Below are 21,662 nucleotides of genomic sequence, written 5' to 3' on the forward strand. Positions count from 1 at the left end.
GCAGGGCAGCTCGGGCGTCGGTTGTTGTGTCCCGGTCGCTCAGGCGCGTGGTGTCACCCGACGTGGGGCGGAACCCGCCGAGCGCGGGAGTCGGGACGGCCAGCGAGGATGGCGGCGAGGATCTCCGCGCCGTCGACGACCCTCGGGCCGGGGCGGTTGAAGTAGGCAGGCCCGTCGACCACCCACACCTGCCCCTGACGCACCGCGGGCAGGTCCGCCCAGCCGGGTTGCGCGGCCGCCACCGACAGTTCGTCGAAGGTCCGCTCGGGCGTGAACCCACACGGCCCGAACACCACCACCTCGGGAGCCAGGTCGGCGACCACCGACCACCGCTGCGGGGTGCTGTGCGCCCCCGGCCCGAGCAGCAGAGACCGCCCACCCGCGTAGGCGATCTGCTCCGGCACCCAGTGCCCGCCGGGCATCAACGGGTCGAGCCACTCGACGAACAGCACCGTCGGCGCGCCGGTCACCAATCCCGGCAACGCGGCGAGGCGACGCCCGGCGTCGGCGCGGATCTCCGCCGCCCTGACCTCGGTGTCGGTCAGCGCGGCCACGGCGTCGACCGTGTCCAGGATCCCGTCGATGGTCCGCGCCTCCAGGGACACCACCCTGGTGTCGAGATCGATCAGGCGAACCGCGTCGTTGACCCGCTCGTAGGAGACCGCGCACACATCGCACAGATCCTGGGTCAGGATGAGATCCGGTTTCAGGGCCTCCAGCATGGCGACGTCGAGCTGGTACAGCGATGATCCCCGGTGCGCGTCACCGGCGATCGCCGCCGAGATCTCCCGGCTCGTCAGGGCCTCCGGCAGGGAGGTCGTCGTCACCGCCGGGATATCGGCCAGGGTCCCCGGCGGCCAGTCACACTCGTGGGTACGCCCGACCAGATGCCCGGTCAGGCCAAGCATGGCCACGATGTCCGTGGCTGCCGGCAGCAGGGAGACGATGCGCACACCCGCCTGCCTACCAGGCACCCCACCTGCCGCGTCCACGACGGGCGGTCAGGCCGAATCGGAGTACGCGAGGTGACTGCCGCAGTGCCGGCAGCGGAAGAGATAGGCGGTGACCGGACCGTCCCTGCTCAGCGCTCGCAGATACCAATCCTTGTCCTCGGCCGACCAGCACCGGGCCTGATCCTGATCCGGGCCTATGCCTGACCGACGGCCTGAGCGATGGCGAGAGTGTGCTGGTACTCGCGCCAGTGCGCCAGTTTGCCGTCCCGGGTCCGCAACACCCCGATGAACGGCGCCGAGGCGGTTGTCCCCGTCCCCGTATGAGTGCCGACCAGTTCGTACTCGACCACGATCACCTCGGGGTCAGCGGTCTCGTGCACGACCACGTCGCGGCAGTCGTCGAACCGGACCGGAAACGCCGCCTGGCTCCCCTGTGTGTACTCGAGCACCCGCTGCTTCCCCTCGGTACGTGTAGGGCGCCCGGGCGCGGCGAACGGTGTCTCGATCACCACCTCGTCGGCGAGCAGGTCGGCCGCGAAGGTGGGCTGGTTCGCGAGCCACTGGGCGCGCATGCTGTCGAAGATCGCTCTTGGTGTCATGGTCGTCCTCCCTGATAATGAGTCAGCACTCGACTTGTGCCGAGAATAGTGAGTGGAGGCTCATTTTGGTAGAGGGTCCGCCGTTGCGCATCGACGCGCAGCGCAACCGCGCACGCATCCTGGACGCCGCGGAGGCGGTCTTCGCCGAGTTCGGCCCCCGTGCCTCCACCGAGGAGGTGGCCCGGCGGGCCGGCGTCGCCATCGGTACGGTCTTCCGCCACTTCCCCACCAAGGACGACCTGCTCGCCGCGATCATGAAGCGACTGCTGGCACAGCTCGTCGAAGACGCCGCCCAGCGAGACCTGTTCGCCTTCTTTGCCCACCTGGTGGCGCAGGCCGCGGCGAAGAAGACAGTCGTCGACCTGCTCGCCGGGTCCGGGGTGAACATCCGGCTGCCCGACGCGGTCGGTCACCTCGAGGAAGCGGTGGCCCGGCTACTGGAACAGGCCCAGGCCGCCGGCACCGTCGCCGCCCCGGTACGGCTACCCGAAGTGATGGCACTCCTCGCCAGCGTTAGCCAAGGGGCCCTGCACGGCGGGTGGGACGAGCCTCTGCAGGCCCGTACGCTTGCGGTCATCTTCGCCGGCCTGAAGGGCACCTGACCGTCAGGCTGGTTGATCAGCAGTCGGCCTGAGCGCGTGGTCGGGCCGGACCGGCGTACGCCTCGGTCGCCTCGTGTCAGCCCACGGGCATTCCGTCCAGGATGCGCTGCATCTCTTCGACCGGTAGGGCCGGGTTGGCCGCGGCGGCCTCGGCCAGTTCAGGATCATCGAGAAGCGCGACGAGCCGCGGTGCCGGGAGGCGTGGGCTGCTGGCCATCGCCCCTCGCACGGAGGCGCTCGGGTCGGTGCTCAATCGATCGACGACTTCCGGGTTGGCGTGCGGGTCGAGGGCGACGAGCCGTCGTAGCGTCGGGTCGGGGTCGTCGGAGAAGCGGGCCAACCCGTTGGTGGGAAACTGCGGAAGCTCGCTCAACCGGTCCCGGCCGCAGCAGTGGTACTCAAGGACGCAGCGCAGCAGCAGCGCTGGCGGCGCGGCCGGGTGGTGCTGGGCGAGCAGGACCCGTACGCCCAGGTCGGGATCGTCGGCGAGGATGGTGACGATCTCCGGCGGCAACTCGGCGTTACGGGCCGCGCGGCGGCGTAGCAGCGGGTTGACCGAGCGTGCCCAGCGCAGCGCATCGGTGAGTTTCGGCGCGGCGCCGTCGGGATAGGGGATTTCGCGGCAACGCACGTCCGCGGAGCCAAAGTGGCCGTCGTCCGGGACAGTGGTCACATCGATGTCGATGCTGGCCCGCTGCGGTTCGCTGAGGCCCGGATGGGTGGAGACCACGGTTCGGACCTCGACCGCCGGGTCGGTGGAGAGCCTGACAAGCTGGTGGCCGCTCAGGTCCACGCGGCCGGCCACTCCCTGCCGGACCGACGGGTCGGGGTGGCGCAGCAGCGTCTCGACCACGTCCGGTGGGACGCTCGGGTTCTCGGCCATCACCCGCAGCGCGGCCGCGTCGCCGCTGGCGAGCACCTGATCGACAAGCGCCGGGGACAGTGGACGCTGAAGCACGTACCAGAATGCGTGACAGTGCTGGTCCGGCAGATCCGCAGGCCCCATCACCTGGTGGCGGCGCGCGTCGGACGCCACGGCCGCCGCCCGCACCTCGGGCACCTCGTCCTCCAGCAGCGCCCGGCGCGACCGCTCGTCCAGCCAGATCGCGGAGCCGGCGGCGTACCGGCGCACACCCGGCCGAGGGTGCGCCGCGGCCAGCCGGAACAGACGCCGGTCGTACCCCATCGCGTCGAACAACTCGTCGATCAACTCCTCGCGGCTGAACGGCACGTCGGAGGGGGGATCGTCGAGTTCGGTCAACAACCGGACCAGCACGTCGTCCGGCAGCGGTGCCTGACCGGGTCGGCCGAACGCGCGATGCCTCACCCGCCACGCCGGGTCGGCCAGCAGGTGGGCACGCGCCAGGGGGTCGACCTGCGGGTGGCTGGCGAGCGCGCCGCGGATCGTGGGTGAGGGATGACGCAGCATCGCGTCCCGCACCGGCGGCGGCAGCTCGCGGCGGCGGCGCAGCCCCTCGCACGCCTGCTCCGGCCACAGCTCGACCAGCCGCAGCAGCACGTCGATCGGCGCTGCCGGGTTCCTCGCCAGGCCGACCAACAGCAACGAGGGAGACGAAAAGCGCGCCATCCACGCATCCCCGACCATCAACCGCACCCTACGCCCACGTCGCTCATCGCGGCATCCGCACAGGAGCAGAGCGAGTGCCGCCCGATCGTCACTCACCCGCGCTATGGCAGAGGTTCGGCGAGGAGCTTCGCGGTAGTTTGGCGACGTGACTCAGGTGGCGGTGAAGATCACTGAGCGGTCCGCTGTGGCGGCTCGGTCATAGAACGCCCGCACATCAACGAAGTTGCTCCAGGTGTACTCGAAATCGTCGTCGTCCTGGGCACCGTCGTAGTCGCTGCCATCGATCACATCGAAGCGGCTGCGTAGCCAGACTCGGTCGACAGTTCGCAGGGCCTCGGCCACATCCCGTACCTCGGCGGCGCTGACGTACACGACGTAATAGTCATCGTGGAGGTGCCGGCCACCGAGCACCGCGTGGGACATCGGATACGGGCCGCCGTCCGGGTCGAGCGTGCCATCGGTCAGGCAGCGATGGATGGCGTCCCAGGCCTTGTCGGTGTCAACCCTGAAGGCGTCGCCGTCCCAAGACTCCTCGATCTCCTCAAGGAACTCGCCCACCTTGTCGTCATCGGCCGCCAGCAGCGAGCGCTCCTGCTCGGACGTAATGGCGAAGTGCACCCCCAACATGCCGGCGATCGTACGGGAGGGGTGCGACGTTGACTCGGAGCCAGGAAGGCGCAACGCTGTGGAAGCGCTCCCATCGTCGAGCTCCTATGCGAAAGGAATGCTCGTGCGTCCCACCACCACCGTTCTACTCCCGGTCGTGCTCGCCACGGCCCTCGGCGGTCTGGCCCTGCCGGAGCCCGCCCTGGCCGCGACCGGCCCGGCACTCACCGTCGACACCACCGCCGCCCGCCACCAGATCAGCCCGTACGTCTACGGCATGAACTTCGCCGACGAGGCCCTCGCCCGCGACCTGCGGCTGCCGGTGCACCGCTACGGCGGCAACGCCACCACCCGCTACAACTTCCGTGCCGACACCACCAACCGCGCCGCGGACTGGTACTTCGAGAACATCCCCAACGACAACCCCAGTCCGGACGACCTCCCGGAGGGCTCGGAGACCGACCGGTTCGTGCAGCAGAACAAGGCCACCGGCGCGGCCACGGTCATGACCATGCCGATGCTCGGCTGGATCGCCAAGGACCGGTCGCGGGCGTGTGGCTTCAGCGTCGCCAAGTACGGCCCGCAGCAGTCCACCGACACCTGGGCACCGGACTGCGGCAACGGCATCAAGCCGGACGGGTCACCGATCACCGGCACCGATCCGGAGGACACCAGCGTCGCCGTTGGTGCGGAGTACGCCACCGACTTCGTCAACCACCTCAAGGAGCAGTTCGGCGCTGCCGCCGACGGCGGGGTCCAGTTCTACAATCTGGACAACGAGCCGGACCTGTGGCACTCCACCCACCGGGACGTCCGCCCGACCGGGCTGGGCTACGACGAGCTACGCGACCGCACCTACGAGTACGCCGCCGCGATCAAGGCTGCCGACCCCGGCGCGAAGACACTCGGTCCCGTCGGCTGGGGCCTGAACTCGATCCTCTTCTCGGGCCTCGACCAGGACACCTGCTCGCGTACCGGCTGCTGGTCGAACCCGCCGGACAAGGCCGCGCACGGCGGCCAGGACCTCGGCCCGTGGTACCTGGACCGAATGCGAGAGTACGAGCAGCAGCACGGCACACGCATCCTCGACTACTTCGACGTCCACCTCTACCCGCAGCAGGCCGGCGTGTTGGGCGAGGCGGCCGGCGACGCCAACACCCAGGCGCTGCGGCTGCGCTCGACCCGCCAGCTCTGGGACCCGACCTACGTGGACGAGAGCTGGATCAACAGTCCGGTCCGGTACATCCCCCGCCTGCGCGAGCTGGTCGACCAGCACTACCCGGGCACGAAGGTCGCGATGACCGAGTACAACTGGGGCGCCTTCGGGTCGCTCAACGGCGCGCTCGCCCAGGCTGACGTTCTCGGCATCTTCGGCCGCGAAGGGCTCGACCTGGCCACCCTCTGGACCGCACCCACGGCCGACCAGCCGGTGGCCAACGCCTTCCGCGTCTACCGCAACTACGACGGCAAGGGCGGCGCGTTCGGCGACACCTCCGTCCGGGCGACAAGCGCCGACCAGGGCAAGCTGGCCGTGTACGCCGCCGAGCGCAGCGCCGACAAGGCGCTCACCCTGGTCGTCGTCAACAAGACCGGCGACGACCTGACCAGCCCGGTCGCCCTCACCGGCGCCTCCGCCAGCACCGCCCAGGTCTACCGTTACAGCGGGGCGAACCTCGCCGGCGTCGTCCGGGAGGCCGACCTGCCGGTGACTTCCAGCGGCCTCACGGCCACGTTCCCGGCCAACTCGATCACCCACCTGGTGCTGCCGCGCGGCACCACGCCCGGCGACACCCAGGCGCCTACCGTCCCGGGTAAGCCGACCGCCGGCACGATCACCGGCGACAGCGTCGCGCTGTCCTGGACGCCGTCCACCGACGACACCGCCGTCACCGGCTACGACGTGCACCGGGTCGACACCACCGGCCCCGTGAAGGTGGGCAGCGCCACCGGCACCACGTACACCGTGACCGGGCTGACGCCGGACACCCCGTACACCTTCGTGGTGACCGCCCGCGACGCGGCGGGCAACGTCTCGGCGGCCTCGCCCGGCCTGACCGTGCGGACCGCGCCCACCGCCCCTACCGGCGGTTGCACGGTCGGCTACACGGCGAACAGTTGGCCGGGCGGCTTCACCGCGTCCGTGACGGTCAAGAACACCGGCACCACCGCGATCGACGGCTGGAAGCTCGGCTTCGACTTCCCCACCACCGGCCAGAAGGTCGATCAGGGCTGGTCGGCCACCTGGAAACAGAACGGCACGAGCGTCACCGCGGACAGCATGAGTTGGAACGGCAAGCTCGCCCCCGGCGCGTCCACAAGCATTGGCTTCAACGGCACGTGGAGCGGCACCAACCCGGCGCCGACCGCCTTCAGCCTCAACGGTCAACGCTGCGGGTGACCTGAGAGACCGCGATGCGGAGCACGCCAGCGGGGTCCGGGGCGCAGCGGCGCCTCGGACCCTCGCTCTCGAGCGGCGCTCCTCGCCAGTCCGGCGACAGCGGGGAGCGGGATGGCACCACAGTGGCGGAACTGGTGGAGCCGCCAGGCAGACCAGCGCGGCGCCCATGAAGATCAGCAGGAAGAGCGGGTGCTGGATCCGTGCGTTGATCAGGTTCATCGCGGCCGCGCCCTGTCCGGTGGGCATCCGCTGCAGCGAGCCCATGATTGCTTTACCAAAGGCGTAGAACACGCCGCCCAGCAGCGCCGCACCAGTCAGCTTGCGAGGGTGAGGATCTTGATGATGTTCATGCAGACCATGCCCCGTTGTCCGCGACAGTACGCGCCCAGTCACTGAAATCGCGGGGTGCCCGGCCGAGGACCTGATGAACGCCGTCGGAGGTGTACTCGGAGCGGTGTTCACGGATCACCGCGAACAGGTCGCGGAGGGATTCGGCGTCCTCCTGGGGTGCGCCGTACCCGACGAGCTCGGCGACGAACTGCTCCGGTTCGAGGTCGACATACCCGATGGGCCGTCCGATGGCGTCCGACAGCTCGGCCGCGACCTGGCTCAGGGTGAGGGTGCGCGGTCCGGAAAGTGAATACGCCTGGCCGACGTGCCTGGTGTCAAGCAGGGCGGCCGTCATCACCTCGGCGACGTCGTTCACGTCGATCCAGGGTTCGGCGCCGTCGCCCGCCGGTAGCCGGATCTGGCCGGCCCGGACGTAGTCGTAGAGGAAGTCCTCGCTGAAATTCTGCGCGAACCACGACGGCCGTACGATGCTCCAGTCGACGCCGCTGCCCTTCACGGTGTTCTCGAGGTCGAGGCTGCCCTGGTAGACCGCGAACTCACGGCCCGGACTGCCGACACCACGGCCGGAGAGCAGGACCACTTTGCGCAGGCCCTCGGCTGCGGCCTGCGTGATGAACTTGCCAGCTTGCGCGAGGCCCATCGGCCCGACCGGCGGCGCCAGGTACGCCGTGTCGATGCCGGCAACCGCGGCCGACCAGGTGTTGTCGTCGTACCAGTCGAAACACTGTTCGCTCGAACGCGAGGCCAGCCGGACCGGGATCTGCTGGGCAGTGAGCTGCTCTGCCACTCGGCGACCGGTCTTGCCCTGCCCGCCGAGGATGAGGATCGGTGTGTTTGTCATGGCTCAATTTCACCGCGAACCGATGAGACAAAACATGGTTGTTCCGCGCGACTTCATGTTTGTGCGTCTCACCCTTTAGGTAGAGTTTAGACATGGATGTGCTCGACGACCTGCTGGCCGGCACCCGCGCACGAGGCGGGGTCTTCAACCTGACCATCATGGACACGCCTTGGTCGCTCGAGATCCGTGAGGAGGCACCGCTGACCCTCGCGACCTTGGTGCGCGGATCCGCCTGGGTGGTGCGCGATGGCATCGAGCCGTCCCGGATGCAAGAGGGTGACGTCGCCATCTTCAACGGCCCCGCGCCGTACGTCGTGGGCGACCAGCTCGGCACCGCCCCACAGCTTCGGATCCATCCCGGCGGCATCTGCGAACCGTTGCCGGGCGCACCTATCGACTACAGCACCCGACTCGGCGTGCGGACCTATGGTGGTCACCCCGACGGCGAGGCGATGGTGGTCAGCGGCACCTATCAGCTGGAAGGTGATGTCAGCCGGCGACTGCTCGCGGCCCTGCCTTCGGTCCTCGTCGTTCCGGCGGCTGAGGTCGCCGGACATGTGATGTCGATGGTGCTCGGCGAGATCCAGCGCGACGAGCCGGGCCAGCAGAGCGTCCTCGACCGCTGGCTGGACCTGGCACTGATCACCACAATACGTGCGTGGTTCGCCCGGCCGGACTCCCACACCCCAGGGTGGTACCGGGCGCAGAGCGACCAGGTCGTCGGCCTCGCACTCAGGCTGATGCACGAGGATCCGGCGTACCCATGGAGCGTTGTCGAGTTGGCGAAGCGGACCGGCGTTTCCCGCGCGAGCCTGGCCCGGCGGTTCAGCCCACTGGTGGGCGAGGCGCCGATGGCGTACCTCACCGGCTGGCGGATCGCCTTGGCCGCAGACATGCTGCGCGAAACGACCGACACGGTCGAGGCGATCGCACGCCGGGTCGGCTACGCGAACGCCTTCGCCCTCTCGGTCGCCTTCAAACGAGTCCGTGGCACCAGCCCCAGCGCACACCGCCGCCGCAGTGCGGTACCGCCGTCGCACCGCTGGAGCCATCGGCAATCTCCCGCAGGCGGTGTCGTATGCGCCGATTAGCGTCGCGCGTGTTGACAGGCGACGGGAGGGCGAGTCATGACGGGGTGGGATGGCGTGCAGTTGCGGGACGGCGGCGACGAGGATGAGGTGCGGGCTCGTCTGGCGGCGGGAGCCGACCCCTGCATGCCACTCGGGCTTGACACGGCCCTGCACGTCGCTGCGGAACGCTGCTCGCCCGCAGTCGTGGCGGCGATGGCTGCGGCAGCGAGCGATGTCGACTGCCTGTCCGACGACCGGTCCCCGCTGTGGTTGGCGGTTCACTCGCGGCGGCACGACAACGCCCGGGTGCTGGCGGCCGCTGGTGCGGACCCGTGGCAGCCGATGATGGCCGGTTGGTCACCCGGCCGGCTGAGCCTCGCCAGCCGCGAACCCGACCTGTTCGGCGCCGCACCGGCCGGTGTCGAGCTGAGCCCGGCCGAGCGGGAAGCCGTCGAGTTGGCCGGTGAACTGGGCGACCGTTTGCAGGTCGACCACTACGACGGGACCGGGCTTCTCTGCGTCGCGGGGATCGACGCGATCGAGGCGATCCGCCGGCTCGACGGCACCCCGATGACCGAGGACGACCTACTCGCCCACTACGACGTCGACGTCGACGAGGATCCCGAACCAGGCGACGAGCACGACTGGTTCTGGCTCTCGGAGACGAGCGATCTGCTGCTCGTCGGCGTCACCGACGTGCCCGGCGGCTGCGTGATCACCCAGCCGTGGGGATACCAGCCTCGGACACCCCTGACCGGTCGGCTGCTGTCCATCGGCACCATCGCCTACGCCCTGTACGCGAACCCGAAAAGCGGCAACCAGGGCAGCATTTACCGCGATGGGGAGACGATCGGCTGGGACCTGCACCCCGGCGGTGCCCCCAGGAGCACAGACACCAGCCAGATGGTCCTGCTCAGCTACCTCTACCAGTCGCAGGCCCCCGCATACGCGTGCGCGTTCGTCGGCCTGCGTCCTGTCGACGCCCGATGCATCACCGGCCCCGCCGACCACTGGGTCCTGCTGCCCGAGCGGGACTATTGGGCCAGTAAGAAAGTCTGATGACGGGCGCTCGGAGCGGGCTAGATGCGAGGTCTGACGGCCTGTTGGCGCGCCTGTTGACTCGGTTCGGTTGGCAGCGTTGCCCGTACTGCTGACGTCAGACCAGCCGCTGGATCCGCACCTTCGGGTGCACGTTTCTCAGGTGTCCCTGCTTATGTTGGCGGACCTGTTCGTCCCAGACCTCTTGGTCGTAGTCCGGATCTGGCGGGATCCACTTGTGCGAGCCGTCGCTGTAGTGGAACTTCTCGTCACCGCGTCGCAGGATGCTCACCGAATCCAGCCGAGGAAGCGTCGGTGCAGCAGCCCCGCCGGCACCCAGGTCAGATCCTCGGAGGCCCGCAGCAGGTGGGCACCCAGGTAGAGAGCCAGGGAGATCCGAGCGTCGCCGAACTCGGCGCGTAGCTCGCGCTGCCGCGTGCGGCAGGGCCAGGGCGCATCGCAGCCGCCGCAACTCCAGATCGGCAGCACCGGGCCGTGCGTGGTCATGAGCAGCCGCCAAGCTGCATCCGCTGCTCCGCCTCGTTGCTCACTGCTCCTCCTCGGCGGGCCAGTGCCCCCGGTTGATCGGGATGCGGTGTCGGCTACGACAGGGCAGCTCCGCCCCACAGCGGCAGATCCAGCTCCATTTCCGCCACGACCACGCCGGGCGGTGTCGCCGTGCCAGGGTCATCGCGGCGGCGATCAGGTACTGGTCGTAGCAAACTCGTCGCCGTGGTGGTGTCCTGTCTCGCATCACTTACTCCCTCCACCAGGCAGCACTCCATGGCCGACCCCGAACCACGGGACCGGATCTGGAACGTTCGGTAACTACGACGCTACGATCACGACGACGGCGGCTGGACTCACCCGCAGTACGAGTGAGCAGGCCAGATGAGCTGCCGGAGGATTGGTTTCACGGCGAAACGTCGACCACGGGTCAACGTAGGGATGATGGATGACAGGTCGCGGACGATCAGCACCACATCGCGGCGAGGTGACCGGCTACCTGTTCAAGGTGATCCGGGAGTCCATCCCGCTCACGCAGGAGCAGCTCGCCGTCGACCTCAACGTCGACCGGGTAACGGTGCAGAGCTGGGAGTCCGGGCGTCGGCCATTCACCGCGGTACCGCTCGGGCAGGCGATCGCCGTCCGACGCCGGCTCGGGCGGCTTGGCGCGAACACCGTTCTGCTCGCAGCACTCGACGACGCCGCCGAGGCGGATCTCATCGTCGCCGCCGTCCTCAACGAACACGTCGACCGCTGCGACCTCGCCGAACATCCGCTGGGCTGGTCTGTGCTCACCCACCGTCTGGCCGACTTGATCCTCTGGGCCGTCCTCGGGCAGACACCGACCTTCGCCAAAGGTCTATCCATCGCCCATACCCGGCGGGGTCCAGTCGCGTCCGGGCCGACCCTGCCCGTCGACGAGCAGCGTGCGTTTTTCGCTCACCTACACGTGCTCGCCGATCGCGCCGCAGCCGGACGGCATCGGAACGTGCTGCTGCACCGGCAAGCCTGCTTCCTCGCCGGCATGGACCCCACCAAGGCGGCAGCAGGTTGGCTCACCCAGACCACCGCCCGAGCTCGCCGCATGACCACCTTCCGCACCTGGTCACCGCTGTGGCCCGACGCCCGCTCCGTCGTCACGTCCCTCGCCAACCAGGGGGACCCGGAACCGTTACGGGACTTCATCGCTCACGCACACCCCGACGATGCCTGCGAGCGAGCGGCCCTCAACTACTCGGCCTACTGGGTGGGCGAGATCCCGTACCGCCACCGCGACGACTCCTTCATGCCCGAAGCGCTCGCTGACTGGCATGGCTCAATCCTTCTTCGACACCTGGTCCATCGCCTGGATCCAGGGCATCCCTTCGTCGACCTCAACATCCACAACGTCTGGGCCTTGCTGGCCGCACGACGCGGTCTCGCTGTCGACAACCCCGCCGTGACTCGGGCGTTCCTCGACCGGAGTGTCCCGCTCTTGGACAGTGATCGAATCTCCGCACAGTCACGGCAGGAACTAACCTCTATCGTCTATCGCCTGCGGGCGGACGGACTCACCGGCACAGGGACGGGCAGATGACCGACGACCACGACGCCGCCGGAGCAGTCAGCTTCATCTTCGAGGCCGGCGTCCTCAAACGCGCCGCCCGTACCGGCTGGTGGTTCGCTGGCGTCAAGCACCCCGAATCCATTGCCGAGCACTCGTTCCGGACCTCGCTCATCGGAATGATGCTCGCCGCCATGGAGGGCGCGGACCCGGCGCGGGTGTCGATGCTGTGCGTTCTACACGACACTCAGGAAACCCGGATCACCGACATCCCGCACATCGCCAAGCGCTACCTCACCGCCGTACCCAACACCGCCGTCACCGCCGACCAGGTTGCGGCCTGCCCACCGGCCGTCGCCGACGTCATCACCGCTGCCGTCGCCGAGTACGAAGCCGGCGAGACGCCGGAAGCCGTCGTCGCCCGCGACGCCGACAAGCTGGAATGCCTCGTCCAAGCCGTCGAGTACCGCCATCAGGGCATCGACAACGTCCAGCGCTGGATCGACAGCTCACGAGCAGCACTCAAGACCGCCAGCGCCCACCGCCTCGCCGACGCCGCCCTCAGCGGACAACCCCTCGCCTGGCTCACTCCCCCGCCGCAGGAGTAGGCCTTCGGCGGGATCCCGCCGCCTCAGCTCAGCGCGCCTCGACTGGTTTGCGGTAACGGGGTTGCCAAGCCGTCACCCGGTATCCCGCCTTCTCGTACAACCGAACGCTGTTGTTCGGATTCTCCGCGATCGTGCTGAGGCGGGCCGTCGAGACTCCCGCCTCCGCCAAAATACGGAGCGTGCGCCCCATCACCGCAAGACCGACGCCTCGCCGGCGGCACGCGGTGCCTACGGCAACCCACGGCGTCAGCGCGGTGCCGTCGGTCTGCAACTCGTTCACCACAACCGCGGCGATGTCGTCCCCCGCCCAGACGACACACCAGATGTCGATGTCCTGGACGTCGCGGAGGTACTCCTCGTAGGTCCTGGGCCGGTGGCCGTTACGTGATCCCGCGAAGCACTCCTCGATCACCTGGTGGATCTGGGGATGGTGGGCAGCCTCGACCGGACGCTGGATGAGCCCTTCGGGCAGCCGAATGTCGCCGTCCGGTAAACCGCTGAGGTCGTGGGTCATGTCAACGACCGTGAACGCGATTCGGTAACCGTGAGCTGTCAGCAGTGCCAGCTTGCCCGGCTGGTGCTCGCCCACGTTCGCGCCGAAGACGCTCCAGCCGCCGCCCGGCCTGCTGCCGTCGAACTCGACGGCCTGTGCCTCCTGCCACCGCAGCATGGCGCTGCCGATGCCCCGTCTGCGCCACGCTGGGCTCACGCATCCACTCAGCAGGTAGACCCGGGTATCGGCCGCCTCGGACCACCAGTCCATCCAGGTGAAGCCCACGGTTCGCCCCGAGTCGGCCTGGGCGATCAGACAGAACGGGTGTACGCCGTTGGGGTCCTCGCTGGTATCGGGACCGGGCAGCCAGAGATCGCCGTCGGCCCGGTGCGCCTCGGCACGGACGGCCTGGACGCCGGCAATGTCACTGGCACCCACATAGAGCCGCATCGTGACGCCGGCCTCCGCCAATGAGCCGAACTGCTCCTCACAAAAATTGAGAGTGGGCGATTCTGACTTGCCGCCCTGGTGGGTCACAGGCCGGTTCGCCCGTCGATGCACTCGCGCAGGAGGTCGGCGTGGCCAGCGTGCCGCGCATACTCTTCGATCACGTGGACAAGCACGTCGCGCGTGGCGTGGCTGCCACCGTCGACCGACACCTCGCGGCCCAGGTCGGCCTCCTCGAGGGCGTCGAGCCATTCGTCCGCCTTGGCGATCTCGGCCTTCCAGGTTGCAAAGGCGTCCTTCACCACCGCTGGGTCGGGGACCGCGCCCCCGAAGTCCCAATCCGGGTGGTCCTCGTGCTGGTAAAGGCACGGTGTGTCGGTTCGCCCTTGCAGCACACGCTGGAACCATTGGTTCTCCATCTGCGCCAGATGGCGGACCAGGCCGAGCAAGCTCAGGCTGCTGGGCGGTACCGAGCGTCGGCCGAGCTGCTCGGCGTCCAGTCCGTCGCACTTCATCTCTATGGTCAGACGGTAGTTGCCGAGATACTCCCGGTAGGTTGCCTTCTCGCCGACGGGCTGACCGAAGATCCTGGGGTCATCCTGGGGGGCGGTCCACAGTTTGCTCACGGCGCTACCAAATCGCGGGCGGATCGCACCAGTCAAGTGAGTTGCGGGTGCACCAACTTCGACGGCGGCACATCGCTGGCGAAGCTCGACTCGTCGTCCCGAAGGAACCACCGGTCCTCGGCGAGCGGGGTGACCAGAAGGATCGAGCTGCCTCAAAGTCCACCGGAGTTCACGTACGTCCGAGCACAGTCGTCCTGGTCGTCACTCAGACGAACGTCGGATCTTGCGCATGAGCATGGCCCAGACTCCGTACCCGGAGCCGACATTTCCCGTGACTGCGCCGGCAGCAGAGCCCATGAAGAGGGCGTTGGCGCAGTCCGGGCAGACCTTGCGGCCGGTGATCGTCTCTTGAAACGGCTCTTTCACCCGTCGTCTGCAGTCCGGGCACTCACGGCTTGACAGGCCCATTGGCTCTCCCCGGTCGGTTATCCAGCAGGGTATCCGGCTGCCACTACCCAATCGGTCGTCACGAGCGCCCTGACGCCTGCGAGGCGCCAGGGTGCGGCAGCAGTGCGACGAGGCCGGGGTAGGTATGCGCGTGTGATCCGGGCAGGCCCCGGCGTGCCGGCAACGCCGCCCGAGGGGTCGCAGAGGGCTCCAGGGTCAAAGGGCGGCCCGCAGCGACGCGCCCTGCGGATCGGACGGGCGGTCCCCGCATCTCAACCGGCGACGTCCACGACCACCTTGCCGTTCGCGGTGCCGCTGGCGACCAGGCGATGGGCGTCCAGGACCGTGTCGAGCGTGAACGCGCGTGGGTCCAGTCGCGGGCGCAACGCGCCGGCATCGGCCAGCGCCGCGACCTCGCGCAGAATGTCGCCCTGGTGTTCGCGGCCCTGCCCGGTCAGCAGCGGCAGCAGGGTGAACACCCCGGAGTACGTCGCTCCCCGGAACGACAGCGGGGCGAGCGAGTGCGACCCCCAACCCAACGCGCTGACCACGTGGCCGTGATAGGTGCGCACCGCCGCGAACGACGCGTCGAGGGTCGCGCCGCCCACGTTGTCGGCGATGATGTCGAACCCGACACCGTCGGTGTACCTCTGCACGTACTCCTCGACGCTTGTCGAGGTGTAGTCGATGGGCACCGCACCCAGGCTCTCGATCAGACGCATGCTCGCCGGCCCGCCCGTGGCGTACGCCTCGGCGCCGCGCGCCTGAGCGAGTTGGACGCTCACGTACCCGACGCCACCGGCGCCTCCGTGCACCAGCACCTTCTGCCCGGCCCGCACTCCGGCCCGGTCGACAAGCCCCTCCCAGGAGGTGATCGCCGCCAGGGGTAAGGCGGCGGCCTCCCGCATCGAGAGGGTGTTCGGCTTGCGGGCCAGTAGTCGGGTGTCCACGGCGGCGTACTCGGCAAGCGAACCCTGGAGGTCGCCCACGCCCCCGCACAGCCCGTACACCTCGTCTCCCGGCGCGAAGTCGGTCACGTCCGCACCGACCGCCGCGACGACGCCGGCGAGGTCGAGGCCGAGCACCGCGGGGAGCCGGATACGCGCGTGCGCGGCCTTTCCCGCCTGGATCTTCGTGTCGAGCGGGTTGACCCCGCTGGCGACGATCCGCACCAGCACCTGCCCGCGCTCGGGGGTGGGTTGGTCGATCTCCTCGATCGTCAGCGGAACGTCGAACTCCCGCAGCACCGCAGCGCGCATCGCCATCCACACTCTCCGTGATCGGGGCCTCTCGTGGACGCTATCCGACCGGATCGACGGTGGGGCGGGTTCCTCGGACCGGCCACCGCCACAACGGGCGGACCGCGTCAGGCGTCGTCGGCGCCGTCGAGCAGCGCGCGCCGCAGCGCCAGCCGGTGCTCCCGGCGGATCTCCGCCTCCCGGTACCGTCGCCGGTCCCCGTCGGTCTCCGGCAGCAGCGGCGGCACGGTACGCGGCTGCCCGTCGTCGTCGATGGCGACCATGACCAGGTGGGCGGTGGCCACGTCGGTGGGCGGCACCGCCCGGTCCCACCGGTCGGCGGTCACCTTGACGGCGACCTCCATCGAGCTGCGGCCGGCCCAGGTGATCCGGGCGTCGACGTGTACGACGTCACCGACCCGTACCGCGCGGAGGAACGCCGTCTCGTCGATGGCGGCGGTCACCGCCGGCCCGTCGGAGTGCCGGGCGGCGACCACACCGGCGACGGAGTCGATGAGGTTGAGGATCCGGCCGCCGTGCACCGTACCCATCAGGTTGGTGTGGTGCTGGTCCATGATCTGCGACAGGGTCAGGTGCGACGCCGACGGCGCTCGGCCGGCGATCGTGGTGGTGTCGTGCACAGCGGTAGTCCGTCCCTCGGGAACCCACACCGCCGGGTCGCGGACACCTGCTGACGGGGACCTGGCCGTACGCCACACGCCCGGCCCGTCACCCGCTCAGCCCACCCGCGAGGCCGACGGCAGCGCACACGGTTGTGTACGCGGCGCCGGCAGGTCTTCGGACTCGCGGGCCTGACCGGTCGGGCCGGTCCCCTACTGGCCGTCGCTTCCCAGGCCGTTGTGCCCAGTGCTGATGACGGCGGTCGTTCCCACTCACCGCTGCGGGGCAGCCCCGGATTTCCACCGGGTTCCCTCTTGCGACGCCCAGCCGGTCACGACGGGGCGAACCAGCGCCGTCGGCAGCATAGCTGGCCAGGGAATGTGTCCACCCGGGGCGTCCCGCTGCGGCGGCCCGCGACCTCGCCGTCAACTTTTGTCGTCGGAGGAAGAAGATCGCCACCTCTTGAAAAAAGTCTCGCGAGGGTGAGGATATCCAGATGCGTCGTCTCCCCCAGACTTGCGGGCGGGTGGTCTCGGGCCTCCTCGCGTTCCTCCTCGCCTCGGCGGTCGCCCTGCTCGCGTCCGCCCAACCCGCCGCAGCTCACGGGACCCTCGCCGAGTCCACACCGGCGGGCGGCGCCACCGTGCGCGAGCCGTTCACGGAGGTGCGGCTCTTCTTCACCGAGAAGGCCGCCGCCAACGCGTTCTTCACGGTCACCGCCCCGGACGGCACCCGGGTCGACGACGGCTGGTCACAGGGGGAGCCGAAGCCGCTGGCTAAGCCGGTACGGGAGTACTTCCTGGTCAACGGGCAGTTCGAGCCACGGGAGTACACGACGGGGTTCCCGGCGGTGGTGACCGTCGCCCACCTGCCCGCCAAGGGCCAGTATTCGGTGAGCTACCTGTCGGTCGCCTCGGACGGCGACACCGTGCGGGGCACCCTGACCTTCCGCTACGACGGGCGGGTGGCGGCAGCGCCGAAGGGGTGGAGCCCGCCGTCGACCCAGCCGGACCCGGCGCTGGTGGCCGCCACCGAGCAGCACAACACGTCCGGGCAGGCCTCGGCGGTGCCGACCACCGCGGATGACGCGTCGACCCCGCCGGCCGCGGCGGCCCCGTCGACCGGGTCGACCGAGGACAGCGGTTCCGGAGCGCTGGCCTGGGCCGGCTGGGCGGTGGCGGTCGCGGCGGCCGGGGCGGTGGTCGCGTACATCGTCTGGCGTCGCCGATCGGCTTCCACCGGCAGACCCACCGGCCGGGGCCGTACCTCGCCGGCGACCTCCGGTCGACGCGGCGGTGGTGCCCGGTCCACGAACAAGGCCGGCACCGGCCGGACCGTCGGGGCCAAGGCCGTCGGCGGCAAGGCTGCCGGCGGCAAGGCCAGCGGGGGCAAGACCGCCGGGGGCAAGACCGCCGGGGACAAGGCTCTCGGTGGCATGGCCGGCGTCGTCGCGCCGGCCACGGGCGACAAGCGACGGCCCACCACCGTGCCGGCGGCACGCAAGGGCAACACGGTCGTCACGGCCCGCACGGGCGTCGCGGTGGATCCGACGCCGACCGATCAGACCGTCGCCGGTACGGACGGCGAGCCGACGGTCGAGCCCGGAGCACGGCCCGACCCGGACCTCGCCGCCGCGACGCCCGGGTCCCGGCTGAGCAACACCCACCTGGCCCTGCTCGTCGGCGGGCTGGTGATCGCTCTGCTGGCCGGCTTCGGGCTGGCCCGCATCGGGACCGGCGACGAGAACCCGGCGAGCCGCGACGCCCGACAGCCCGCGGGCGGTCCGCCCGCCGCGGGGCAGGTGGGCTCCGCGAACGACGGGCACCAACACCCGGCGGGCACCGGGCCGCACACGCATCGCGGTGACGGCGCGACGGGCGAGACGCTGGCGACCGGGACGACGGTCAGCGCCGGCGGGTACACCCTGCAACCACTGGAGCGGTCCCAACCGCCCGGGGTACGCACGGACTACCGGTTCCGCATCGTCGGGACCGATCGGCAACCGGCGACCCGCTTCGCGGTCGTCCACGACAAGCCGTTGCACCTGATCGTGGTCGGCCGCGACCTGTCCGGGTACCAGCACCTGCACCCGACGATGGCGGCCGACGGCACCTGGAGCGTCCCCCTGACACTGGCCCGGCCCGGCGGCTATCGCGTCTACGCCGACTTCTCCGTCACCGCGACCAACGACACGCAGATCCCGCTCGTGCTGGGCGTCGACCACACCGTGCCCGGCGCGCACACCCCGACCGCGTTGCCGCCGGTGCAGGCCCAGGCGACGGCCGGGCCGTACGCGGTGTCGATGACCGGAACCCCGACGGTGGGGGTGACGGCGCCGATGCACTTCAAGGTCAGCGCCGGCCCGACCGTGCCCGTGCAGCTGGAGCCGTACCTGGGCGCGTACGGGCACCTGGTCGTCGTCCGCGAGGGCGACCTCGGGTACGTGCACGTCCACCCCGAGCCGGAGTTGGTCGACGGGTCGGTCAAGTTCTGGCTGACCGCCCCGAGCTCGGGCCGGTACCGGGCGTTCTTCGACTTCCAGGTCGCCGGCAAGGTCCACACCGCCGAGTTCACGATCAACGTGCCCTGAGCCGGAACTTTCTCCCCGCTGCGGCCGACCATCCCGCCAGCAGCAATCATCGGAGGAAGAACACATGCGCAGCACCAACCCGCTCGGTCCACGCCGCTTGGCCACCGTCCTCGCCGCCGCCATCCTGGCGGTGGGCGCTGCTGGTTGCGGCTCGTCCGACTCTCCGTCGGCGGCGCAGCCCGCGCCGTCCGCGTCGGCCTCGGCCAACCCGGACGCCGGTGTGCTCGGCATTCGTGACCCGTGGGTCAAGGCGGCCGACAAGGGGATGACGGCGGCCTTCGGGACCCTGGTCAACGACGGCGACAGCGATGTCACGCTGAGCAGCGCCACGACCGAGGTGTCGCCGATGGAGCTGCACGAGATGGCCATGAAGGACGGCAAGATGGTCATGCGGCAGAAGCAGGGCGGCATCGTGATCAAGTCCAGGGGCACGCACGCGTTGGAGCCCGGCGGCGATCACCTGATGCTGATGAACCTCACCAAGCCGGTCCAGGCCGGTGACGAGTTGACCTTTACCCTGACCTTCGCCGACGGCCGGACCCAGCAGTTCCGCGCGGTGGCCAAGCCGTTCACCGGCGCGCAGGAGAGCTACGCCCCCGGGCACGGCGAGCCCATGCCCGGCATGAGCGCTACGCCGGGGATGAGCATGAGCCCGGCATCGTGACCGAGACGTCACCCGTCCGGCCGGTGAGCAGGCGTGGCCTGCTCACCGGCGGGGCTCTCGCCGTCGGCGGTGCCGTGGCCGGCGGGGCCGCGATCGCCGTGACCCGTGCTGGGCAGAACGGGCAAACTCCGGCGACCGCTGCCGACACGACGCTGGCGGCGACCGTCGGCGGCCTGGTCGAGCCGTTCCACGGTGCCCGGCAGGCCGGGGTCGCCACCGAACCGCAGGCGCACGCGGCATTCGTCGCGTTCACCCTGCGACCCGGCACCGACCGGGCCGCGCTGGGGCGGATGTTGCGGCTGCTCACCGACGACGCCGCCCGGCTCACCCGGGGCCAACCCGCGCTTGCCGACACCGAGGCCGAACTCGGGCTGCTGCCGGCACGGCTGACGGTGACGTTCGGCTTCGGACCCGGCCTGTACCGGGCCGCCGGTGTCGACGATCGGCGACCGGCCTCGGTCACCGACCTGCCCTCGTTCCGCGTCGATCGACTCCAGCCGGCCTGGTCCGGCGGCGACCTGCTGGTGCAGATCTGCGCGGATGACGCGGTCACCGTCGCCCACGCCCAACGAGTCCTGCTCAAGGACAGCCGGCCGTTCGCCGTCGTCCGCTGGGTCCAGCAGGGCTTCCGGCGCAGCCCCGGAGTCGAACCGGGCGGCCACACGCAGCGCAACCTGTTCGGCCATCTCGACGGCACGGCGAACCCCCGGCCCGGCACCCCGCTGGACACCGCGCTGTGGGTGACGGACGGCCCGGCGTGGCTTCGCGACAGCACCACCCTCGTGGTGCGGCGCATCAGCATGAACATGGAGACCTGGGACCTGCTCGGCCGCACCGACCGCGAACTCGCCATCGGACGGCGGCTCGACACCGGTGCGCCCCTCACCGGCACCGCCGAGCATGACGAGCCCGACTTCGCCGCCACCGGCCCCGACGGGCTCACCGTCATCCCCGACTTCTCCCACCTCACCCGGGCCCGGGTCACCGACGACCGGCTGAAGATCCTGCGCCGGCCCTACAACTACGACGGTGTGCCGACCGCCGAGGGCCACGCCGACAGCGGGTTGATCTTCACCTCGTACCAGGCCGACATCGCCCGGCAGTACCTGCCCATCCAACGCCGACTGGCCGACCGGGACCTGCTCAACGAATGGACCACCCCGATCGGCTCCGCTGTCTTCGCCATCCCACCCGGGTGTACGCCGGACGGCTGGATCGGCGAGCAGGTGCTCGGATGACCCCGCCAACCGGAGACGTCACCACCGTGCCGCCACCCCGCCCCACCGCCGTCCGGCTCGGCGCGGCGGCTCTAGCTGTCCTCGTGGCGCTGCTCATCCCGGCCACCCCGGCCCGGGCGCACAACTCGCTCAAGTCGTCGACGCCGGCTCGGGACGCGACCCTGTCGAGCGCGCCGACCGAGGTCGTCCTCGAATTCATGCAGCGGCTCGACCCCACGTTCACCACGATCGTGCTCACCGACGCCGCCAAGCGGAAGCTCACCATCGGCGAGCCGGTGGTCACCGGGGCGACGAGCACGGTCCAGATCACCGACGCACTGCCCAACGGCAGGTACACGGTCGCCTACCGGGTCGTCTCCGCCGACGGGCACCCCGTTCAGGGGTCGTACCCGTTCACCGTTGCCGACCCCGCGTCCAGCGCCGCGCCGGTCGCCGACGCCGGTACGTCGGCCGGCACCGCGTCCGCCGCCGCCGGGGCGAAGGACACCGCCGCCGGGGCGAAGGACACCGCCGGCGGCCCGGGTGCCGCGGTGCTCGTCGCGGGTGCCGCGCTCGCCGTCCTCGTCGTGGTGGCGGCCGGGCTGCTGTGGCGGCGGGCCGCCCGTCGCTGACCGACACCTGAGATCTTGGAAGGAAACCGCCCCTCAAGGGGCA

General features: G+C 70.1%; 23 protein-coding genes and 1 riboswitch. Of the genes, 10 read left to right on the forward strand and 13 right to left on the reverse strand.

Annotation, left to right across the window (positions count from 1 at the left end; genetic code table 11):
* Nucleotides 1-53 precede the first annotated feature (53 nt).
* Genes AB0C25_RS03810 through AB0C25_RS03820 form a run of 3 tightly spaced genes read right to left on the reverse strand, consistent with a single transcriptional unit; the run spans nt 54 to nt 1,552 of the window.
* Nucleotides 54-953, reverse strand: coding sequence for an ABC transporter substrate-binding protein (locus AB0C25_RS03810; protein WP_357369290.1), 900 nt, complete (start codon nt 951-953; stop codon nt 54-56).
* Nucleotides 954-1,001: 48 nt separating this feature from the next.
* The gene (locus AB0C25_RS03815) at nt 1,002-1,202 is read right to left on the reverse strand and encodes a CbrC family protein (protein ID WP_357370114.1); all 201 of its coding nucleotides are present in this window, start codon (nt 1,200-1,202) and stop codon (nt 1,002-1,004) included.
* A complete protein-coding gene (locus AB0C25_RS03820; RefSeq protein WP_357369292.1) occupies nt 1,148-1,552 on the reverse strand; it encodes a nuclear transport factor 2 family protein in 405 nt (134 codons plus the stop codon). The genes AB0C25_RS03815 and AB0C25_RS03820 overlap by 55 nt, the downstream gene beginning before the upstream one ends.
* An 83-nt stretch (nt 1,553-1,635) precedes the next feature.
* Between AB0C25_RS03820 and AB0C25_RS03825 the strand changes: the two genes are divergently transcribed.
* Nucleotides 1,636-2,154, forward strand: a complete 519-nt coding sequence (locus AB0C25_RS03825) for a helix-turn-helix domain-containing protein (RefSeq protein ID WP_357369294.1) — start codon at nt 1,636-1,638, stop codon at nt 2,152-2,154.
* Nucleotides 2,155-2,230: 76 nt separating this feature from the next.
* On the opposite strand, the gene AB0C25_RS03830 is transcribed toward AB0C25_RS03825, so the two are convergent.
* Together AB0C25_RS03830 and AB0C25_RS03835 are read right to left on the reverse strand one after the other, a co-directional pair.
* Entirely contained in the window at nt 2,231-3,742 is a 1,512-nt protein-coding gene (locus tag AB0C25_RS03830; RefSeq protein ID WP_357369296.1) for a hypothetical protein, read from the reverse strand.
* 150 nt (nt 3,743-3,892) lie between these two features.
* Nucleotides 3,893-4,369, reverse strand: a complete 477-nt coding sequence (locus AB0C25_RS03835; protein WP_357369298.1) for a YfbM family protein — start codon at nt 4,367-4,369, stop codon at nt 3,893-3,895.
* Nucleotides 4,370-4,466: 97 nt separating this feature from the next.
* Here AB0C25_RS03835 and AB0C25_RS03840 point away from each other — a divergent pair, with 97 nt between their 5' ends.
* Nucleotides 4,467-6,746, forward strand: coding sequence for a glycoside hydrolase family 44 protein (locus AB0C25_RS03840; RefSeq protein WP_357369300.1), 2,280 nt, complete (start codon nt 4,467-4,469; stop codon nt 6,744-6,746).
* A gap of 346 nt (nt 6,747-7,092) precedes the next feature.
* On the opposite strand, the gene AB0C25_RS03845 is transcribed toward AB0C25_RS03840, so the two are convergent.
* A complete protein-coding gene (locus AB0C25_RS03845; protein WP_357369302.1) occupies nt 7,093-7,938 on the reverse strand; it encodes an NAD(P)H-binding protein in 846 nt (281 codons plus the stop codon).
* Nucleotides 7,939-8,030: 92 nt separating this feature from the next.
* On the opposite strand from AB0C25_RS03845, the gene AB0C25_RS03850 reads away from it, so the two are divergent.
* On the forward strand, nt 8,031-9,029 hold the full coding sequence (locus tag AB0C25_RS03850) for an AraC family transcriptional regulator (protein WP_357369304.1): 999 nt from the start codon (nt 8,031-8,033) through the stop codon (nt 9,027-9,029).
* Nucleotides 9,030-9,065: 36 nt separating this feature from the next.
* Nucleotides 9,066-10,067 (forward strand): hypothetical protein, encoded by a 1,002-nt coding sequence (locus AB0C25_RS03855; RefSeq protein ID WP_357369306.1) that lies wholly within the window; start codon nt 9,066-9,068, stop codon nt 10,065-10,067.
* A gap of 97 nt (nt 10,068-10,164) precedes the next feature.
* Here the strand turns inward: AB0C25_RS03855 and AB0C25_RS03860 are convergent, their stop codons facing one another.
* Genes AB0C25_RS03860 through AB0C25_RS03870 form a run of 3 tightly spaced genes read right to left on the reverse strand, consistent with a single transcriptional unit; the run spans nt 10,165 to nt 10,800 of the window.
* Nucleotides 10,165-10,338 (reverse strand): hypothetical protein, encoded by a 174-nt coding sequence (locus AB0C25_RS03860; protein ID WP_357369308.1) that lies wholly within the window; start codon nt 10,336-10,338, stop codon nt 10,165-10,167.
* The gene (locus AB0C25_RS03865; RefSeq protein WP_357369309.1) at nt 10,335-10,553 is read right to left on the reverse strand and encodes a hypothetical protein; all 219 of its coding nucleotides are present in this window, start codon (nt 10,551-10,553) and stop codon (nt 10,335-10,337) included. The genes AB0C25_RS03860 and AB0C25_RS03865 overlap by 4 nt, the downstream gene beginning before the upstream one ends.
* A gap of 40 nt (nt 10,554-10,593) precedes the next feature.
* Nucleotides 10,594-10,800: a hypothetical protein gene (locus tag AB0C25_RS03870; protein WP_357369311.1), complete on the reverse strand. Its 207-nt coding sequence runs from the start codon at nt 10,798-10,800 to the stop codon at nt 10,594-10,596.
* A 201-nt stretch (nt 10,801-11,001) separates the two neighbouring features.
* Between AB0C25_RS03870 and AB0C25_RS03875 the strand changes: the two genes are divergently transcribed.
* Nucleotides 11,002-12,129: a transcriptional regulator gene (locus tag AB0C25_RS03875; protein WP_357369313.1), complete on the forward strand. Its 1,128-nt coding sequence runs from the start codon at nt 11,002-11,004 to the stop codon at nt 12,127-12,129.
* Complete coding sequence (locus AB0C25_RS03880; protein ID WP_357369315.1) at nt 12,126-12,704, forward strand: HD domain-containing protein; 579 nt, start codon at nt 12,126-12,128, stop codon at nt 12,702-12,704. The genes AB0C25_RS03875 and AB0C25_RS03880 overlap by 4 nt, the downstream gene beginning before the upstream one ends.
* Before the next feature lie 28 nt (nt 12,705-12,732).
* Here the strand turns inward: AB0C25_RS03880 and AB0C25_RS03885 are convergent, their stop codons facing one another.
* The 4 genes from AB0C25_RS03885 to AB0C25_RS03900 all read right to left on the reverse strand — a co-directional run bounded on the left by AB0C25_RS03885 (nt 12,733) and on the right by AB0C25_RS03900 (nt 16,536).
* A complete protein-coding gene (locus AB0C25_RS03885; RefSeq protein ID WP_357369317.1) occupies nt 12,733-13,734 on the reverse strand; it encodes a GNAT family N-acetyltransferase in 1,002 nt (333 codons plus the stop codon).
* Nucleotides 13,731-14,270, reverse strand: coding sequence for a DinB family protein (locus AB0C25_RS03890; protein WP_357369319.1), 540 nt, complete (start codon nt 14,268-14,270; stop codon nt 13,731-13,733). Before AB0C25_RS03890 ends, AB0C25_RS03885 begins: the two co-directional genes overlap by 4 nt.
* Nucleotides 14,271-14,929: 659 nt before the next feature.
* Nucleotides 14,930-15,922, reverse strand: coding sequence for a zinc-dependent alcohol dehydrogenase family protein (locus tag AB0C25_RS03895; RefSeq protein WP_357369320.1), 993 nt, complete (start codon nt 15,920-15,922; stop codon nt 14,930-14,932).
* A gap of 101 nt (nt 15,923-16,023) precedes the next feature.
* Entirely contained in the window at nt 16,024-16,536 is a 513-nt protein-coding gene (locus tag AB0C25_RS03900; protein ID WP_357369322.1) for an acyl-CoA thioesterase, read from the reverse strand.
* Between the two features lie 130 nt (nt 16,537-16,666).
* Nucleotides 16,667-16,882, reverse strand: a riboswitch (cobalamin riboswitch).
* 130 nt (nt 16,883-17,012) lie between these two features.
* On the opposite strand from AB0C25_RS03900, the gene AB0C25_RS03905 reads away from it, so the two are divergent.
* From AB0C25_RS03905 to AB0C25_RS03920, 4 genes are all read left to right on the forward strand, one after another.
* Nucleotides 17,013-19,106 carry a copper resistance protein CopC gene (locus tag AB0C25_RS03905; protein WP_357369324.1) on the forward strand — a complete coding sequence of 698 codons (2,094 nt, stop codon included), beginning with the start codon at nt 17,013-17,015 and terminating at the stop codon, nt 19,104-19,106.
* Between the two features lie 64 nt (nt 19,107-19,170).
* Nucleotides 19,171-19,770 carry a copper chaperone PCu(A)C gene (locus tag AB0C25_RS03910; protein WP_357369326.1) on the forward strand — a complete coding sequence of 200 codons (600 nt, stop codon included), beginning with the start codon at nt 19,171-19,173 and terminating at the stop codon, nt 19,768-19,770.
* Entirely contained in the window at nt 19,767-21,008 is a 1,242-nt protein-coding gene (locus AB0C25_RS03915) for a Dyp-type peroxidase (RefSeq protein ID WP_357369328.1), read from the forward strand. The genes AB0C25_RS03910 and AB0C25_RS03915 overlap by 4 nt, the downstream gene beginning before the upstream one ends.
* Nucleotides 21,005-21,619 (forward strand): copper resistance CopC family protein, encoded by a 615-nt coding sequence (locus tag AB0C25_RS03920; protein WP_357369330.1) that lies wholly within the window; start codon nt 21,005-21,007, stop codon nt 21,617-21,619. Before AB0C25_RS03915 ends, AB0C25_RS03920 begins: the two co-directional genes overlap by 4 nt.
* Nucleotides 21,620-21,662: the final 43 nt, after the last annotated feature.

The sequence above is a fragment of the Micromonospora sp. NPDC048839 genome, from assembly GCF_040649915.1.
Taxonomy (GTDB): Bacteria; Actinomycetota; Actinomycetes; order Mycobacteriales; family Micromonosporaceae; genus Micromonospora.

Coding starts and splice junctions, on each gene's coding strand:
- AB0C25_RS03840 (WP_357369300.1), top strand. CDS start 4,467: ATGCTCGTGCGTCCCACCACCACCGTTCTACTCCCGGTCGTGCTCGCC.
- AB0C25_RS03920 (WP_357369330.1), top strand. CDS start 21,005: ATGACCCCGCCAACCGGAGACGTCACCACCGTGCCGCCACCCCGCCCC.
- AB0C25_RS03850 (WP_357369304.1), top strand. CDS start 8,031: ATGGATGTGCTCGACGACCTGCTGGCCGGCACCCGCGCACGAGGCGGG.
- AB0C25_RS03865 (WP_357369309.1), bottom strand. CDS start 10,553: ATGACCACGCACGGCCCGGTGCTGCCGATCTGGAGTTGCGGCGGCTGC.
- AB0C25_RS03905 (WP_357369324.1), top strand. CDS start 17,013: ATGCGTCGTCTCCCCCAGACTTGCGGGCGGGTGGTCTCGGGCCTCCTC.
- AB0C25_RS03835 (WP_357369298.1), bottom strand. CDS start 4,369: ATGTTGGGGGTGCACTTCGCCATTACGTCCGAGCAGGAGCGCTCGCTG.
- AB0C25_RS03895 (WP_357369320.1), bottom strand. CDS start 15,922: ATGGCGATGCGCGCTGCGGTGCTGCGGGAGTTCGACGTTCCGCTGACG.
- AB0C25_RS03875 (WP_357369313.1), top strand. CDS start 11,002: ATGACAGGTCGCGGACGATCAGCACCACATCGCGGCGAGGTGACCGGC.
- AB0C25_RS03830 (WP_357369296.1), bottom strand. CDS start 3,742: ATGGCGCGCTTTTCGTCTCCCTCGTTGCTGTTGGTCGGCCTGGCGAGG.
- AB0C25_RS03870 (WP_357369311.1), bottom strand. CDS start 10,800: ATGCGAGACAGGACACCACCACGGCGACGAGTTTGCTACGACCAGTAC.
- AB0C25_RS03845 (WP_357369302.1), bottom strand. CDS start 7,938: ATGACAAACACACCGATCCTCATCCTCGGCGGGCAGGGCAAGACCGGT.
- AB0C25_RS03880 (WP_357369315.1), top strand. CDS start 12,126: ATGACCGACGACCACGACGCCGCCGGAGCAGTCAGCTTCATCTTCGAG.
- AB0C25_RS03910 (WP_357369326.1), top strand. CDS start 19,171: ATGCGCAGCACCAACCCGCTCGGTCCACGCCGCTTGGCCACCGTCCTC.
- AB0C25_RS03820 (WP_357369292.1), bottom strand. CDS start 1,552: ATGACACCAAGAGCGATCTTCGACAGCATGCGCGCCCAGTGGCTCGCG.
- AB0C25_RS03855 (WP_357369306.1), top strand. CDS start 9,066: ATGACGGGGTGGGATGGCGTGCAGTTGCGGGACGGCGGCGACGAGGAT.